The organism is Lentzea kentuckyensis (assembly GCF_002150765.1).
Classification (GTDB): domain Bacteria; phylum Actinomycetota; class Actinomycetes; order Mycobacteriales; family Pseudonocardiaceae; genus Lentzea; species Lentzea kentuckyensis.
This window is the reverse complement of the sequence record NZ_MUYM01000035.1, coordinates 73,456-88,386: the sequence shown is the minus strand read 5'-3', so window position 1 is coordinate 88,386 and position 14,931 is coordinate 73,456. Positions and strand designations below refer to the sequence as shown.

Here is a 14,931-nt window from a genome sequence, read left to right as displayed (position 1 = left end):
GTCCTTTCTAGAGGGCCGGGTACGCGTTGCGCATGAGCTCCTGGAACTGCGCGGAGAACCAGTGGCCGGACAGCGGGGCGTCGGCCAGCGAGCCGGACATGCTGTTGCCGTTGCGCGGGTTGCCGGTGTACGTGGGGTCGCACATCCGGTCGAAGCCCTTGCCCTCGTTGTTCGGGATCTCCTTGCTCGCGCCGTCGGACTCACCCGGCGGCTTGATCCACACGTAGGCGTCGATGCCGCTCTCCGGCGCCGCCTTCGGGCGTTCGCCGATGCCCGCACCGGACTGGTTGCACCAGTTGCCGAGGTGGATGCGCCGGTCGAGCCGGCCGCCGTTGACGTACGCGTCCGCCGTCGTGCGCGGGCCGGGTCCGGTCGGTCGGGCCGCGCCGCCCCAGCCGTTGCGGCTGGTGTCGATCAGCATGCCGACCCCGGCGTCGAAACCCGCCTGGACCGCGCGCTGCCGGAACGCCTGCGCGTAGCCGAGCTCGTCGATGTAGCGGTTCCAGTCGACCCACTTGGCCTTCTCGCGGACGACCTCGCCGTTGATGTTGTCGTCGATCTTGAAGTACGGCTCCTTCAGGATGCCGTAGTTCGCCGTGTTGGCGATGAAGCCGTGCACGTTGGCCTTGGTGCTGCCCTGGGCGTTGGCCGCCTGGAAGAGCAGCTCGGCCGTCGGGCCGAAGTTGTCGTCCCAGCCCAGCCAGCCGTGGTGGCCGATGTCGAGGTAGTTGTAGACGTTCGGCACCGCACCGAGCTTCGCGAGCGCGTAACCGACACCGGTGATGTAGTTGCCGTTGGCCTTCATCACGTCGCACTGCGGCGTGAACGTCGGCCGCGGCGTGACGTTGGTGATCAGGTTCGGCAGCGAGTCGATCTCGACCACGTTGACGATGCGCAGGTTCGCGTAGGCGGGCCTGGCGAGGATCGCCGCGATCGGGTCGATGTACTCGGTCTTGTACCGGTCGATCTCGGTGGCCTTGAGCTCACCGTTGGACGCCAGCGCCGAGCAGTCCCGGCCCGGCAGGTTGTAGATCACCAGCTGGATGACGAGTGGTGAGCCCGCCGCCTGGCGCACCGCGTCGTCGAGGTGGGCGACCAGTCCGCGCGCGCCCGTGGTGCCGTTGATCGCCGCGATCCGGTCCAACCACACGCCGGTGGGCTGGTTCGCGATCCGCGAGCCACCCGGTTCGGCATTCGCCTTCGCCGACCAGTCCGCGTTCACGTAGACCTTCGCGTTCGCGTACGGGTTGTCGACGCGGTTGCCGGGGTTCGGAGGGTTGCCCGTGGTGGTGGTCGTCGTGGTCGAGGTCGGCGGTTGCTGACCCGTGCACACCGTGCCGTTCAAGGAGAACGACGCCGGGTCGGTGTTGGTGGAACCCGTGTAGCTGCCGTTGAAGCCGATCTCGGTCGACCCGCCGGTGCCCAGGTTGCCGTTCCACGACATGCTCGTGGCGGTCACGTCCGCGCCCGACTGGGACCAGTTGGCGCTCCAGCCCTGGGACACCTTCTGCGTCCCCGGGAACGTGAACTTCAGGGTCCACGAGGACACCGCGTCACCGAGGTTGGTGATCTTCACCTTGCCGCCGAAGCCACCACCACCCCAGTTGCTCGCGGTGTAGTCCACGCGACAGCCGGGTGCGGCGCCGGCGGAGGGCGCGCTCAGCGCGATCCCCGCTGTGGCGACGGCAGTGGCGGCCACCACTCCCGCAGTGGCCCACCGCCTTCGTCCGATGAACGTCATTGTCCCGGATCTCCTTCTGTTAATGGTGTTCTATCTGGACGAACGAGCACGCACCAGCTGTGCACTCGAGCCGTCGCAGTCCTAGGTGTTCCATGCCGATCGAGCCGGTGAGGGCGAACCCGTCGCCGAACGCGAGGTCCGGATCTCCCCGGACCTCGCCGTTCGTCAACGCCCTGAGCCAGGCCTCGTCGATCCCGGGGCGCAGCACGATGAGTCCCAACCGCTGGTAGGGCTCCTTCGTGCACGTGCCCCACTCCGCGACGAACGGCTCGTAGACCTTCGCCCTGACCGGTCCGGCGAACGACGTGAAGTCGTTGTCCCGCTGGACTTTCACGCATTCACCGGTCAGGTCGTTGAGCCACGCCGCGATCCCGTCGACGCCCTTGGTCAGGTCCGGGGCGGGGTCGGCGCGTGCGACGAGGAGGGCGCACGCGACCGAACCCACCACCAGGAGGGCGATCAGTGCCCTCTTCACCCTGTGGAACAGGCCGAGCCGTTGAGCGTGAACGACGCCGGGTCCGTCACCGCACCGGTGGTGTTGACGTTGAACCCGAAGTTCACCGACCCACCGGCCGGCACGTCGGCGTTGTACGACGCGCCCTTCGCGGTCGCTTTGCCGTCGGCCACGGTGACCGTCGACGACCAGGCCTGCGCGAGGGTCTGCCCGGCTGGGAAGTCCCAGACGAGCTGCCAGGCGGAGATCGCGGACGTACCGGCGTTGGTGATCTTCACGTTCGCCGTGAAGCCACCGTTCCACGTGCTCGGTTTGGTGTACGCCACCGAACACGTCCCGACGGTGCCGGTTCTCACCGCCACGCTCGGCGATGCCGGTGAGACGTTGCCCGCCGCGTCCACCGCGACCACGTTCAGGCTGTAGTCGGTGTTCGCGGTGAGCCCGGTGACCGTCGCGGAGTTGGTGCCCGAGGTCGCCACCACCTGGCTGCCGTTCTGCACGCGGTAGCTCGTGACTCCCACGTTGTCCGTGGCCGCCGGCCAGTCGAGCTTCACGGAACTGCCGGTGATCGCGGACGCGACCGGTGTCCCCGGCGCGGTGGGCGGCTGCGCGTCCGGCACGCCGCCGCCGAACATGACGTCGGAACAGCTGTAGAAGGCCTCCGGGCTGTCCGAACGCGTCCAGGTCGAGTAGATGATGTGCCGGCCGGACTTGTTCGGCAGCCTGACCTGCCAGCTGTACTCACCGTTCGCCAGCGGCGGGTTGGTGATCTTGTCGAAGGGCTCCAGATCGGACCACTTCAACGGTTTCGTGACGTCGAAACCGTCCTTGGTCACGTACTGCTCCCAGGTGCCGGGGTGCGGCGCCCACGCGTTGTACCGGAAGGTCACCGTCGAGTTGGCGGTGAGCTGCGTGACCGGCCAGTCCGCGCGGGGGAGGTTGTAGGCGTCGTACTTCGTGGTGGGACCGCACAGCTTGCCGTCCGGGATGATCTCCCGGTGCCGGCCGGCCGCGTTGCTGATCAGGTTGCCGAACCAGTCCCACAACGGCTGCTTCCCGCCCTGGGCGACCGCCGCGATGCACGCGGGGTTGGTGGGCTGGATGTCGCCGCCACCGCTACCGGCGCGGCCGTCCTCGTAGCAGCGGTAGGTGCGGCTGCCGGGCCACGTCATCGAACCGTGCGCCACCGCGGTGCCGCCGGTGTTCACCAGGACCGCGGCCGTACAGGCGGCCACCGTCAGGAAGGCCAAGCGTTTCCTCATGTCGGTACTCCTCAGCCGAAGAGCTCGGTGTGCAGGGAGAATGCGGTGGCGATCTCCGCCTGGGCCCAGAACCGGTGGTAGGTGAACGTCGGTGCCGGACCACCGTCCAGATAGGACTGGACCTTGGGCCACTGCGGGTCGTTGCGGAACATCGACCGCATCGACAGGAACGTGCTGCCCTGGCCGATCTGGTCGCCGTTGGGCATCTTCCCGGTCCAGCCCGGCGGCACGTACGGGCCTTCGCCGTTCGACGCGTTGTAGACGTCGTCGAAGCGGTTGTAGTCCGTGCGGGTCTCCGGCGTGGCGATGCCGACGCTGTCCTGGTGCGACAGCAACGCGGTGAGAAGCGCTTCACCGGTGGCCTTCGCCTGGGCGTGCCCGGACTTGGCCGCGTAGTTCAGCAGCACCTTGGCGTAGGACGCGGCCACACCGACGTCCTGGTTCTTGTTGACCACGCGCACCCGCAGGTTCGCGTTCGCGCCGGGGTTGGTCGCGTTCCACGTGTCCGGCACGCCCGTCCACTCCAGGTCCGCGGGGATCTGGAAGTTCGTGCCCGTCGTGGTGTTCGCGAGCGCCCAGGTGACCCACTTGTCGAGGATCTTCTTCGCGCGGGCGTCCCCGGTCATCCGGTAGAGCGCCGCCGTGCGCTCGAGACCCCACACCTGGAAGCCGAACCAGCGGTTCGACGGCGGGTCGCGCCACACCGGGTGGGCGTCGTAGAACATGCCGTAGAACGTCGGCGTGCCCGCGGGAGGCGCGGCGTACTGGCCCTCCCAGGAGTTCGTGACACCACCGGCGAGGCCACCGTCCGCCGACTGGAGCCACTGCAGCAGCTCCATCTGCCGGTTCAGGCTGGTGGTCCAGTCCTGTTGTCCCGTTGCGGAGAGCGGTTTGAGCGCCGGGACGTTCGACAGCGCGTACGCCGCGAGCGGGTTCTGGTAGCCCTGGTGCGAGGCACCGTCACCGATGCGCCACGCCCAGCCGGCGCTCGTGTCGGTCGCGCCGCCCCACGCGTAGTACCAGGACATCAGGTAGTGCTCGCTGCTCTTGCCCGTGCCGCCGGGGCAGGAACTCGGGCTCGTGCAGTTGCCGATGCGCTTGAAGTACTTGTCGAACATGGCGTAGCGCAGGTAGTCGCCCATCTTCGCGGCCTTGGCGATCTCGGGCGCGATCTGAGCACCCTTGCCCTGCGCCGTGGCCCACTGCTGGGCCAGCAGCGCCACCTGCACCGCGCGGGCGTCCGCGTCCGGCGCGTTGGTGTACTTCCACTGCTTGGCGTAGGAGGAGTCCTTGGTGAACAGGTCGAGGAACCCGTTGGGGCCACCGTGCTTGAACGTGTCGCAGGACGGCTGCGGGATGGTCTCCCACACCGACTCCGACGAACCGCGCTGGTAGGTGTTGATGTACGCCGGTGCCGTGGTGCCGTCGCCGCAGCGGCCGAAGCCGTAGGTGTTGTCGACGTCGAGCAGCCAGTGCATGCCGTAGATGTCATCCGTGCCGTACGCGGACTTCAGCTCGGCCGCGATCGGGTCGGAGCCGACCGGGGTGCCCGAGTCCAGCTGCGACGGGTAGCGGTCCATCCGCGGGTGCTCCGGCGCGTAGGTCGCGGGCTTCGAGGCGTTGTACTTGTCGTTGGTGGGCTGGTCGGCCTTGGCCGGGATGATGAACTTCTCCATCGACGCCCACGCGGACTTGAACGGCGCCCAGTCGCCGGTGTGGCGGCCGTAGCTCGCCTCCAGCCACAGGTAGTAGCTGAACGCCTCGGACGTGGTCTGGTGACCGTGGTCCGGTGCCTCGACCATCAGCGTCTCGACCGAGTGGTACGGCACGAGCAGATCACCGAACTTGCGGAAGTAGCCGCTCGCCGGATCCTTGATCTTGGCGTACTGGTCGAGGAACGCCTTGCTGAAGTCCGATGTGGACGACGAGATCTCCCGGACCGCGACCGAGGCAGGGGTGTGTCCGGTCGCGGTGGCGGTGAACGTGGCCGTCGCGAGGTCGCCGCCGTTGTTCGCCGACGTGACCGTGACGGTCTGCTTCGCCGTGCCGCTGAACGTCAGCGTGGTGGGAGTCACCGTGAGATCGGCGCTGCCGCTGCTACCGATCGTCACGGTGACGGGCTGGGACGGCGCGGTCGCCAGTGAGACGTCGAAGGTGGCGGTCTGGCCCTGCCGGACGGTCAGGGTGCTCGGCGTGGCCAGCACCGCCGGTCCCGCCAGCACCTTGATCCCCGCCGGCGCGGATGTCGTGACGGCGCCGCGGTTGTCGTACGCCCTCGCGGTGATGCTGTGGTCACCGGCCGGTGCCGTGGTCCAGCTGCCGTCGAACGGAGCCGAGGTGTCCGTCGCGATCAGCTGGTCGCCCGCGTAGAACTCGACCTTGGCGATGGTGCCGTCAGTGTCCTGCGCGGTCGCCGCCAGCGGGATCGTGGCGGGCAGGGTGTAGGTGCCGCCCGTGGCAGGCGCGGTCAGCGCCACGGACGGCGGCTGGTTGGGGCCGGTGCACGCCACGCCGTTGACCGCGAAGTCGGTCGGTGGCCGGTTCGCCGAGCCCTTGCTGCCGTTGAAGCCGACCTGCGCCGTGCCACCCGCCGGGATCGTGCGCGCCCAGTCCGGATTGGTCACGCTCACCACCGCGCCGGTCTGGCTGAAGACGCCGTTCCAGCCCTGCGTCACCCGTTGGCCGTCGGGGAACGTCCAGGTGAGTTTCCATCCGTTCAGCACGTCACCGTCGTTGCGGATCGTCGCCGAGGCGCCGAAACCGCTGTCCCACTCGTTGGTGACTTGGTAGGCGACGGTGCAGGCGATCGCTTGGGGTGCCGCCACCGCGGGCACCCCACCGATCATCATCACCGCCGCAGCCGTCAATGCCGTTGTTCGCCGAGTCATGCCGCCGCCCTCTCGACACCTGGGAGCGCTCCCAGATTTCACGGCACTGTAACGTGGGTCACGTGGGCCAAGTGGAGGCACGGAGCGTAATCGTTCCGCCACCCAGCGCTCGGCACTAGGCCGTGAAGGCCAGGGAGTGTTCGCCCGCTCGTTCCTAATACCACCCTCTTACTGCTCCCTTCGAGTGGAATCCTGGGAACGCTCCCAGATACGAGATGGGGGCGTCCCACGCCACTGGGAACGCCCCCTGGCCGCGTCAGCCGCGACCGGCACCCGCACCTGCCGTGACCACGCCTTTCACGCCGCTAGCGGCGTCCAGCGGGTAGGCGTACGGGATGCTTTTCACGGAGCCGCCCTGCTGCCCCGAACCGGAGTTCACGAAGTGGTTGTTGCGGGCCACCAGTGCGCCAGCGGGCGAACTGCCCTCACCCCGGTGGAACGTGTCCGAGGTGTTCTCGAAGTAGTTGCCCTCGACCAGGACACCGGCTTCCATCGTCGACGCGACGCCGTACGAGGTAACGCCGCCGTAATAGTTGTTGTAGACGTGCACCGGGTTGCCGAACCGCACCCGCGGGTGCCGCTGGTTGGTGCCCGCGAACCAGTTGTGGTGGTAGGTCACCCGGAGCTTGCCCCGGTCCTCTGACCCGTTGTCGTCGCTGTGGCCCAGCAGCATCGTCTTGTCGTGGCTGGAGAACTTGTTCCACGACACCGTGACGTAGTCGGACGCCCGCTTGACGTCGACCGCGCCGTCGTAGCCACTCGAGAAGCTGTTGTGGTCGATCCACACGCGGGTGGAGTACTGGACGTTGATCGCGTCGTCGCCCCAGTTGCGGAAGTTGAGGTTCCGCACGATCACGTTCGAGGCGTTGGCGATGTTGAGACCCTGCCCGGTGATCGCCGAGGACGAGCCGACACCCTCGATGGTCTTGTTCGAGGCGACCTTCGTCATGCTCGGCAACGAGATCGTGCCGGAGACGCGGATCACCGCCGAGCCAGAGGCCTTCGCGGCCGCGACGAACGCGGACGCCGTGGTGACGGTGACCGGTGAGGCGCTGCCGCCACCGGTCGTGCCGCCACCCTGAGTGGCCCAGCCGACCAGCCCGAACGGTGCCGCGACGGCCTGCGGAACAGAAACGGCACCGGCGACCAGTGCCACTGCGGAAATCAATGCTGCACGTTTTGGAATCATTCCAAGCCTTCCAAGTTGTGTAGCGGCGGTGCATCGAAGGTAGCGAGTTCAGAACAAAACGGTCAACCAATTCGACAATATTCGAATCGAATCATCGACAATAGTTGACAGAAAAAGCTTCCGCCCTACGATCGAAATTACCGCCGCGCATCCCCTGCATGCGGAGCGCACATGAAGAAACTGGCAACAACGGTGTTGGCCGTGGCATTGACCGCGTTTCTCGCACCCCAGGCCCAGGCCGCGGGCAGCACCTTTCCGACACCGACCGGACCCAAACCCGTCAGTGCGACCATCAAGGTGCCCGCTGGCTCCTACGACGGTGGCATGAAGCGGTTCTACGGCACCGGCAACCTCGGTTCCGGCGGCCAGAACGAGAACCAGGACCCGATCTTCCAGCTCGCCGACGGCGCGACGCTGAAGAACGTGGTGCTCGGTGCTCCGGCCGCCGACGGAGTGCACTGCCTCGGCACCTGCACGCTCACCAACGTGTGGTGGGAGGACGTCGGCGAGGACGCGGCCACGTTCAAGGGCACGTCCTCCGGGCAGACCATGACCGTCAACGGTGGTGGCGCGCGCAAGGCGTCGGACAAGGTGTTCCAGCACAACGGACCGGGCACGATGATCATCCGCAACTTCCAGGTGGACGATTTCGGCAAGCTCTACCGGTCCTGCGGCAACTGCAAGACCCAGCACAAGCGCAACGTCGTCCTGGAGAACATCACCGCGTTCTCCCCCGGCAAGTCCCTGGTGGGCATCAACACCAACTACGGGGACACCGCGCGACTGTCGAAAATCACGATCGTCGGCGACACGAACAAGAAGATCGTCGCCTGCGAGAAGTACAAGGGCGTCACGAGCGGTGAGCCGACGAAGGTCGGCAGCGGCCCGGACAGCACGAACTGCCTGTACAAAACATCGGATGTCACCTACCGGTAGTGAATCAGTACTGAAAAGGCCCCGGGACAGCGGTCCGGGGCCTTTTCTCACCAGGATTCGACGGTATGCGAACCCACGTGGTCGAAATTCCAGTCGTCCCCGATTCCAGGCTGGAGCGAAAACGTGACGTGCCCGTTCTCGTCGAGCGGGTCGGCGATGGAGTTCCGGTGCGGCGGCACCCGGTCGAAGTCGACGTGCGGGTGCAGCAGACCCCGTTCGTACCACCGGCCCGCGTCGGTCGCGCCGAGCACCGTCAGGCTGGCGGAGCCGTTGCCGTGGATCTCGCAGTCCATGTTGAACGACTCCGCGAGGTGCACGGTCTTGAGCACCGGCGTGATCCCGCCGGCTCCGACCGGTCCGGCGCGCAGGACGTCGCACGCGCCGGCGGTGATCCACTCGGCGCGGGTCAGGTGCTTGCCCCACGCCACCTCCGGCCCGATCACGGGGATCGCCAGCTGTTCGGCGAGCCACCGGTAGGAGCTGATCGAGGCCTCCTCCATCGGCTCCTCGAACCAGTAGAAGTCCAGTTCCTCCAACGCTTTGCCGAGCCGGAGCGCTTCGGTCCTGGAATACCAGTGGCTCGCGTCCAGCATCAGCTCCACGTCCGGCCCGACGGCCTCGCGCACCGCCTGGCAGGCCTCGATGTCCCGTGACACGCTGGGCGCGCCCGGCACCGGCGGCATCCAGGTGTGCAGCTTGATCGCCCGATAGCCGATCGACACGAGGTGCTTGGCGAAGTCCGCGTAGTCACCCGGTGTCGCGAGGCCGTCGGTGTCCCCGCACATCGTGCTGCCGTAGGCCGGGATCCGGTCGCGGGCGCCGCCGGCGAGCTTCCACGCGGGCAGCCCTGCCTTGCGCGCGACCAGATCCCACAGCGCGGTGTCGACGAACCCGAGCGCACGGTCGGTGAACCCGCCGCCGGAGCCGCGTTGCCGGCGGCCGAGCAGGCGCCACAGCCGTTCGCGGTCCCACGGGTCCTGCCCGAGCAGCACCGGCCGCACGTGCTTGTCCAGCACGGCGGGCCGGAGGTGGTCGGCCTGGATCTGGCAGTACCCGGTGGCGCCGTCGGTGTCGGTGATCTCCAGCAGTGCCTCGGTCACCTCGTGCTCGGGCGCGGGATGCCGGTGCCCCTCGGGGTCCACGGCCGTGCACGCGGTCGTGGTGAACGTGCGCACGGCGACGCGTTCGATCACTTCCGCTTCTCCCATTCCTGCTGGGCCGCGGTGAGCTTGCCCGCGAGCTGGTCGAGGAAGTCCTTCGCGGACATCTGACCGAGCAACACCTTCTGGTACAGCGGTTCGGTGTCGGTCTTGGTGATCGACGAGTACTCCGGCAGGTAGACCGGTGCGGGCACGAGCACCGTCGCCGGGTCCTCCAGCACGCCGAGCGCCATCTTCACGGCCGCGTTCTTCTGGATCCACTCGGCGCCGCGCACGTCGGTGTTGGCGGGGATCTGGCCGACCTTCTCGTTCCAGTACCCGTTGCTCTCGGCCGAGGTCAGGAACTCGACGAACTTCCAGGCCGCGTCCGGGTTCTTGCTGCCCTTGAAGACCGCGAACCCGTCGGTGGGGTTCGGCACGACGGTGCGCTTGCCGGACGGGCCCTTCGGCAACGGCATGGCGCTCACCTTCTGGGCGCCGAGAGCCTTCATCACGTCGGCGGTGGAGCCCAGGTTGTGGTGCATCATCGCCACCGTGCCGCCGGTGAACTGGGCGACCATCTGCGTGTAGCTGTTGTTGACGTCCGCTTCCGGAGTGGACTTCTTGTAGAGTCCCGCGACCTTGCTGACCAGCTCGGCGTTGCGCGGGTCGGAGACCGTGCTCTTGCCGCCGTCGTAGAACTTGTCCACGCCCGAGTAGGAGTAGGCCTCGGCGAGCAGTTGGAAGACCGAGCCGGCGCCACCGCGGATGGTGAACCCGTACTTGTTGTCCGCCGGTTTGGTCAGCTTGGCGGCCGCGTCGACCAGCTGGTCCCAGGTGTCCGGGACGGCGATCTTCTGCTCGGCGAACAGGTCCGAGCGGTACCAGATGACGTCGAGGTTGCCCGACGCGGGCGCGGCGTAGAGCTTGCCGTCCATCGCGGTCTGGCGCACCGTCTCCAGCAGGCCGGGCAGCAGCTTTCCCTTCAGCGGCCCCGACTCCACCCGCTCGTCCAGCGGCTCCAGCGCCTCCTGTCCCACCAGGTGCGCGAGGTAGGAGGTCGTGACGCCGCCGACGTCCGGGGTGGACCCGCCCGCGATGGCCGTGTCGTACTTCTGCTGCACGGACGAGCTCGGGATGCCGACGTACTCGACCTTGATGTTCGGGTTCGCCGCCTCGAACCGCTTGATCAGCTCCTCGTAGATGGGCGTGCGGCCGGGGCCGCCGTTGTTGTCCCAGAACGTGATCGTCGCGGGACCGTCCTGTCCCCCGGCGGAGCAGGCGCTCAGCACGAGTGCCAGCGCGACCAGCAGTCTCCTCATGTCTCCCTCATCCCTTGACGGCGCCCGCGCTCAGTCCCTGCACGAGGAACCGCTGCACCACGGCGAAAACCAGCACGACCGGCACCGCGGCGACGACTCCACCCGCCGCGAGCGCCCCGAAGTCGGTGTTGAACTCGCCCAGCGCGTAGCTCAACCCCACCGGCAATGTGAACTTGTCCTGCCTGCTCGCGAACATCAGCGCGAAGAGGAAGTTGTTCCAGGCCCCGATGAACGCGAACGAACCGACGGCCACGAGCGCGGGCCGCAGCTGGGGCAGCGTCACCGCGAAGAACGCCCGCAGCCGCGAGCAGCCGTCGACCATCGCGGCCTCTTCGAGCTCCACCGGCACGTTGCGCACGAACCCGCTCATCAGGATCAACGCGAGCGGCAGCTGGAACGCGGTGTCCGCGATGACCAGACCGGTGAGGCTGTTCAGCAGCCCGGCGCTCTTGAAGATCACGAACAGCGGGATCAGCATCATCGCGCCGGGGATGAACTGCGTGCACAGCAACGCCAGCAGGAACACCCGCTGACCGCGGAACTTGAAGCGCGCCAGCGCGTATCCGCCCATGAGCGCGAACACCGTGACGGTGATCAGCGTGCCGATCCCGATGATCAGGCTGTTCTGGAAGAACAACCCGAAGCCGATGCCGTTCCACACCGTGTCGAAGTGTTCGAACGTGATCGGCCACGGGATCAGCGCGGTCTCTCCCGTCGGCCGGAACGCGAAGACCAGCATCCAGTAGAACGGGATCAGCGTGAACAGCAGGTAGAGCGCCAACGGCAGGTGCAGGCGCACGAACCTGCTGGGATCACGGTGTTTCTTGCGGCGCGGCGGCGCCGGCGGTGGCGACGTCACGGTGGCCGGGCGGGTGAGGGTCTGGGTCATGCCCGGCTCCCGAACTTGGACAGCCTCAGGTAGAGGATCGAGAAGAACAGCAGGATCGCGAAGCCGGCCATCGTCAGCGCCGAGCCGTAACCGAAGTCGTGCGAGTCCACGGCTTTGCGCGCCACGTACAACGGCAGCGTCGTGGTCTGGTTCGCCGGCCCGCCGCCGGTCAGCGTGTAGATCAGGTCGACGTTGTTGAACTCCCACACCGCACGCAGCAGCGTCGACAGCACGATCGCGTCGCGCAGGTGCGGCAGGGTGACGCTGACGAACCGGCGCCACCGTCCGGCGCCGTCGACCGACGCGGCCTCGTACAGGTCGTTGGGGATGGTCTGCAGGTCGGCGAGCAACAGGATCGCGAAGAACGGCACGCCGCGCCACAGCTCGGTGACCACGGTGGCCGGGAAGACCGTCGCCGGGTCGCCGAGCACCGACGTGCCGGGATCGCCGATGCCCCACTGCGCGAGCTGCTGGAAGATGCCCGTGGACGGGTTGTAGAGCAGGATCCAGATGCCGGTGGTGAGCACACCGGACACCGCCCACGGCGAGAACACCAGCGACCGCGCCATCGCCCGGCCGACGAACGTCTCGTTGACGATCAGCGCGAGACACAGGCCCAGCACGAGCTGCAGACCGACCTCGACGACGACCCACTTCGCGCTGAACATCAGGCTCTGCCAGAACAACGGGTCGTCGAAGAGCATCCGGCGGAAGTTCTCGAACCCGATGAAGCCGTTCTTCCAGGGCTGGGTGACGGTGTGCTGGCGCAGGCTGAACCACCCGACCGAGGCGATCGGGTAGACCAGGAACACCGCCATCAACGCCAGCGTCGGTGCGATGAGCGCGTACGGCGCCCAGGTGCGGGTCCTCACGCGGGGTTCCACCCGTCCAGGTAGGCGCTCTTGGTGTACTGCCTCGCCTGCTCGTCGGTCAGCTGCGGCCGGTCCGCGCCGGTGCCCGCGCCCGGTCCGGTGTTGCGGTACTCCGCGAACCTGGCGCCACGCCACGGGAAGCCGGACATGTCGGTCCACGGCGCCGCCTTGATCGCGGCGGGCAGCTTGGTGTTCCTGATGACGACCTGCGCGATCGCCTCCGGGTCACCGCCGGGGTGCCAGGGCCTGCCCAGGAAGTACGTGCCGGCCGGGGCGTCGCTGCGGACCTCCGAGTTCACGATCAGGAAGCCGTGCGGGTTGGCGCGCTGGGTGCTGGCGGCGGTCAGGTAGCCGTTGGGGTCACCGCCGCGGTTCAAAGCGGTGATCGTGGCCCGTTCGAAGACCGCGGTGGCGCGGCCGAACAGGAAGTCGACGTCGCCGGTGATCGCGCAGTCCCGGTAGTACTGGCGGGAACGCGTGGTCACGTTCGGCGAGTCGGCGTACAGGGTGTCCTGGTGTCCCTCGAAGTGCACGCGGTCGAAGAACATCCGGTCGCCGGTGGCCTTCACCGCGACCGCCTGGGTGTTGGTGATCTCCGGGTGCTTCTTGCGGTCGAACGAGTTGCGGAACGTGAGGTCGCGCGCCTTGAAGTCGTCCGCGGCGATGGTCGCGGTGGCGCTGCCGGACGTGCCGTAGGTGGTGCCGTCGGGTTTCTTGGTGCCGTTGGCGTTGTCGAAGTCGATCACGACGTCCTGCGCGCGTCCGGTGGCGCCGCGCAGGGTCAGCCCCTTCTTGCTCGCCGGGATCTTGACGACCTCGCGGTACACGCCCTTCGCCAGCGTGATCACGGCACCGGCGGGTGCCGCGTCGATCGCGGACTGCACGGTCGCGAAGTCCGCGCCGACCCTCAGGTGCCGGCCCGCCGGTGGCGCCCCGGCCTTCAGGTGCGCCACGCGGTGGGCGGGTTCGAGCCCGCGGTTGAGCGTGGGAGTCCAGCCTGCGTCCGTGCCGAGCTTCTTCTCCGGGAACGCGGTGTTGAACGCGTCGACCAGGCTGACCGGCTTGCCGTCGACCAGGTTGCCGGTGTCGGTGATCGCCGTGCCGCCCCAGTTGTAGACGACCTTCTCCGGCGCGATGCCGCGGAGGTAGTTGTTCTGCGCGTAGATCTGGGACTTCACGCCGACGCCCCAGCTGTACACCTGCGTGCCCTCGTACAGGTTGTTGTAGACGTGCACCTGGCCGAACCGGACCCGCGGCGCGCGTTCCTGCGAGTTGCGGAAGACGTTGTGGTGCACCGAGACCCGCAGCTTGCCGGGGTCGGTCGTCGAGGTGTTGGATCCGCCGATCAGCATGGTCTTGCCGTGGTCGGCGAAGACGTTGCGCGACACGGTGACCAGGTCGGAGGCCGCGGTGATGTCGAGCTGGCCGTCATGCACCTGGTAGGGCCTGCCGAAGTAGAGCGGCTGGGTGCTGTCGGGGTTCGGTTCGTCGGTGAACGTGTTGTGGTCGACCCACACGTTCTCGGACTTCTGCAACGACACCGAGTCCCAGAGGGAGTTCCAGTTGCCGGGCAGGGCGCCGGGGCTGTTGTCGGTCGGGTCCCAGGCGGGGAAGCAGTCGCTGGTGTCGCGGAAGGTCAGGTTGCGCACGATCACGTTGCGCGCGCCGTGGATGCGGACGCTGCCGCCGGTGATCCCAGCGCCGGGAGTGACGCCGATGATCGTCGTGTCCGAGCCGACCTCGAACCCGATCGTCGCCAGCTGGTTGCGCGCGGAGGCCGCCCGTGCGTCTTCGAGGGGTCCTTGCGGCTTGCGGTCACGACCCCAGACGGCGGGGTCGTAGGCGGCGAGGTACGCGGGCAGCGTGTAGCCGTCGGTCGCGTAGTCGGTGCAGCTCAACGGCTTTCCGTCGGGCCCGGTGTTCGCGTCGATCACGCCCCTGACCCGGATGATCCGCGGGGCGGGCGCGGCCAGCGCGGCGACGAGCTCGGCGCGGGTGCGCACGGTGTGCACGTGATCGGCCGGCGCGGCCGAGCCACCGGTCGTCCCCGGTCCGCTCGACGCCCATCCGTCCCCGGCGGGCAGCACCTGCCGCGCGGGGTCGTGGCCGGCGAGCGCGGGTGCGCTCGCCAGCCCCGTGCAGGCACAGGCCAGCACTAGCGCACGTACGAACAATCGCATGGCGCAATACCCTTCGAATGGTTGTTCATATTCGTGAACACCGTCCACGAGCGTGAACC

11 protein-coding genes are annotated in these 14,931 nt (G+C 67.9%); 1 reads left to right on the top strand and 10 read right to left on the bottom strand.

From position 1 onward, the window contains the following. Positions 1-7: 7 nt before the first annotated feature. The 5 genes from B0F77_RS18240 to B0F77_RS18220 all read right to left on the bottom strand — a co-directional run bounded on the left by B0F77_RS18240 (position 8) and on the right by B0F77_RS18220 (position 7,513). The gene (locus B0F77_RS18240) at positions 8-1,741 is read right to left on the bottom strand and encodes a glycoside hydrolase family 6 protein (protein WP_086664115.1); all 1,734 of its coding nucleotides are present in this window, start codon (positions 1,739-1,741) and stop codon (positions 8-10) included. Between the two features lie 19 nt (positions 1,742-1,760). After that, positions 1,761-2,216 carry a hypothetical protein gene (locus B0F77_RS18235; protein WP_086664114.1) on the bottom strand — a complete coding sequence of 152 codons (456 nt, stop codon included), beginning with the start codon at positions 2,214-2,216 and terminating at the stop codon, positions 1,761-1,763. Beyond that, positions 2,213-3,457: a lytic polysaccharide monooxygenase gene (locus tag B0F77_RS18230; RefSeq protein ID WP_211293856.1), complete on the bottom strand. Its 1,245-nt coding sequence runs from the start codon at positions 3,455-3,457 to the stop codon at positions 2,213-2,215. Before B0F77_RS18230 ends, B0F77_RS18235 begins: the two co-directional genes overlap by 4 nt. Before the next feature lie 11 nt (positions 3,458-3,468). Continuing rightward, positions 3,469-6,345, bottom strand: a complete 2,877-nt coding sequence (locus tag B0F77_RS18225; RefSeq protein ID WP_086664113.1) for a glycoside hydrolase family 48 protein — start codon at positions 6,343-6,345, stop codon at positions 3,469-3,471. 256 nt (positions 6,346-6,601) lie between these two features. Then, complete coding sequence (locus B0F77_RS18220; RefSeq protein WP_245848358.1) at positions 6,602-7,513, bottom strand: pectate lyase family protein; 912 nt, start codon at positions 7,511-7,513, stop codon at positions 6,602-6,604. Positions 7,514-7,705: 192 nt separating this feature from the next. Here B0F77_RS18220 and B0F77_RS18215 point away from each other — a divergent pair, with 192 nt between their 5' ends. After that, positions 7,706-8,470 carry a pectate lyase gene (locus tag B0F77_RS18215; RefSeq protein ID WP_086664111.1) on the top strand — a complete coding sequence of 255 codons (765 nt, stop codon included), beginning with the start codon at positions 7,706-7,708 and terminating at the stop codon, positions 8,468-8,470. 47 nt (positions 8,471-8,517) lie between these two features. Here B0F77_RS18215 and B0F77_RS18210 read toward each other — a convergent pair whose 3' ends face one another. The 5 genes from B0F77_RS18210 to B0F77_RS49840 are packed head-to-tail and all read right to left on the bottom strand — an operon-like array spanning position 8,518 to position 14,872. Then, entirely contained in the window at positions 8,518-9,663 is a 1,146-nt protein-coding gene (locus tag B0F77_RS18210; RefSeq protein ID WP_211293855.1) for an enolase C-terminal domain-like protein, read from the bottom strand. Beyond that, positions 9,660-10,931 (bottom strand): ABC transporter substrate-binding protein, encoded by a 1,272-nt coding sequence (locus B0F77_RS18205; RefSeq protein WP_086664109.1) that lies wholly within the window; start codon positions 10,929-10,931, stop codon positions 9,660-9,662. Before B0F77_RS18205 ends, B0F77_RS18210 begins: the two co-directional genes overlap by 4 nt. Before the next feature lie 7 nt (positions 10,932-10,938). Then, positions 10,939-11,820 (bottom strand): carbohydrate ABC transporter permease, encoded by an 882-nt coding sequence (locus B0F77_RS18200; protein WP_086664108.1) that lies wholly within the window; start codon positions 11,818-11,820, stop codon positions 10,939-10,941. Continuing rightward, the gene (locus B0F77_RS18195; RefSeq protein ID WP_211293854.1) at positions 11,817-12,692 is read right to left on the bottom strand and encodes a carbohydrate ABC transporter permease; all 876 of its coding nucleotides are present in this window, start codon (positions 12,690-12,692) and stop codon (positions 11,817-11,819) included. The genes B0F77_RS18200 and B0F77_RS18195 overlap by 4 nt, the downstream gene beginning before the upstream one ends. Then, positions 12,689-14,872, bottom strand: a complete 2,184-nt coding sequence (locus tag B0F77_RS49840; protein ID WP_245848356.1) for a pectinesterase family protein — start codon at positions 14,870-14,872, stop codon at positions 12,689-12,691. Before B0F77_RS49840 ends, B0F77_RS18195 begins: the two co-directional genes overlap by 4 nt. Positions 14,873-14,931: the final 59 nt, after the last annotated feature.

What these genes read in the sequence shown, in the direction of transcription:
- B0F77_RS18240 (WP_086664115.1), bottom strand. Translation starts at nt 1,741, where the DNA reads ATGACGTTCATCGGACGAAGGCGGTGGGCCACTGCGGGAGTGGTGGCC.
- B0F77_RS18230 (WP_211293856.1), bottom strand. Translation starts at nt 3,457, where the DNA reads ATGAGGAAACGCTTGGCCTTCCTGACGGTGGCCGCCTGTACGGCCGCG.
- B0F77_RS18225 (WP_086664113.1), bottom strand. Translation starts at nt 6,345, where the DNA reads ATGACTCGGCGAACAACGGCATTGACGGCTGCGGCGGTGATGATGATC.
- B0F77_RS18215 (WP_086664111.1), top strand. Translation starts at nt 7,706, where the DNA reads ATGAAGAAACTGGCAACAACGGTGTTGGCCGTGGCATTGACCGCGTTT.
- B0F77_RS18205 (WP_086664109.1), bottom strand. Translation starts at nt 10,931, where the DNA reads ATGAGGAGACTGCTGGTCGCGCTGGCACTCGTGCTGAGCGCCTGCTCC.
- B0F77_RS18200 (WP_086664108.1), bottom strand. Translation starts at nt 11,820, where the DNA reads ATGACCCAGACCCTCACCCGCCCGGCCACCGTGACGTCGCCACCGCCG.
- B0F77_RS49840 (WP_245848356.1), bottom strand. Translation starts at nt 14,872, where the DNA reads ATGCGATTGTTCGTACGTGCGCTAGTGCTGGCCTGTGCCTGCACGGGG.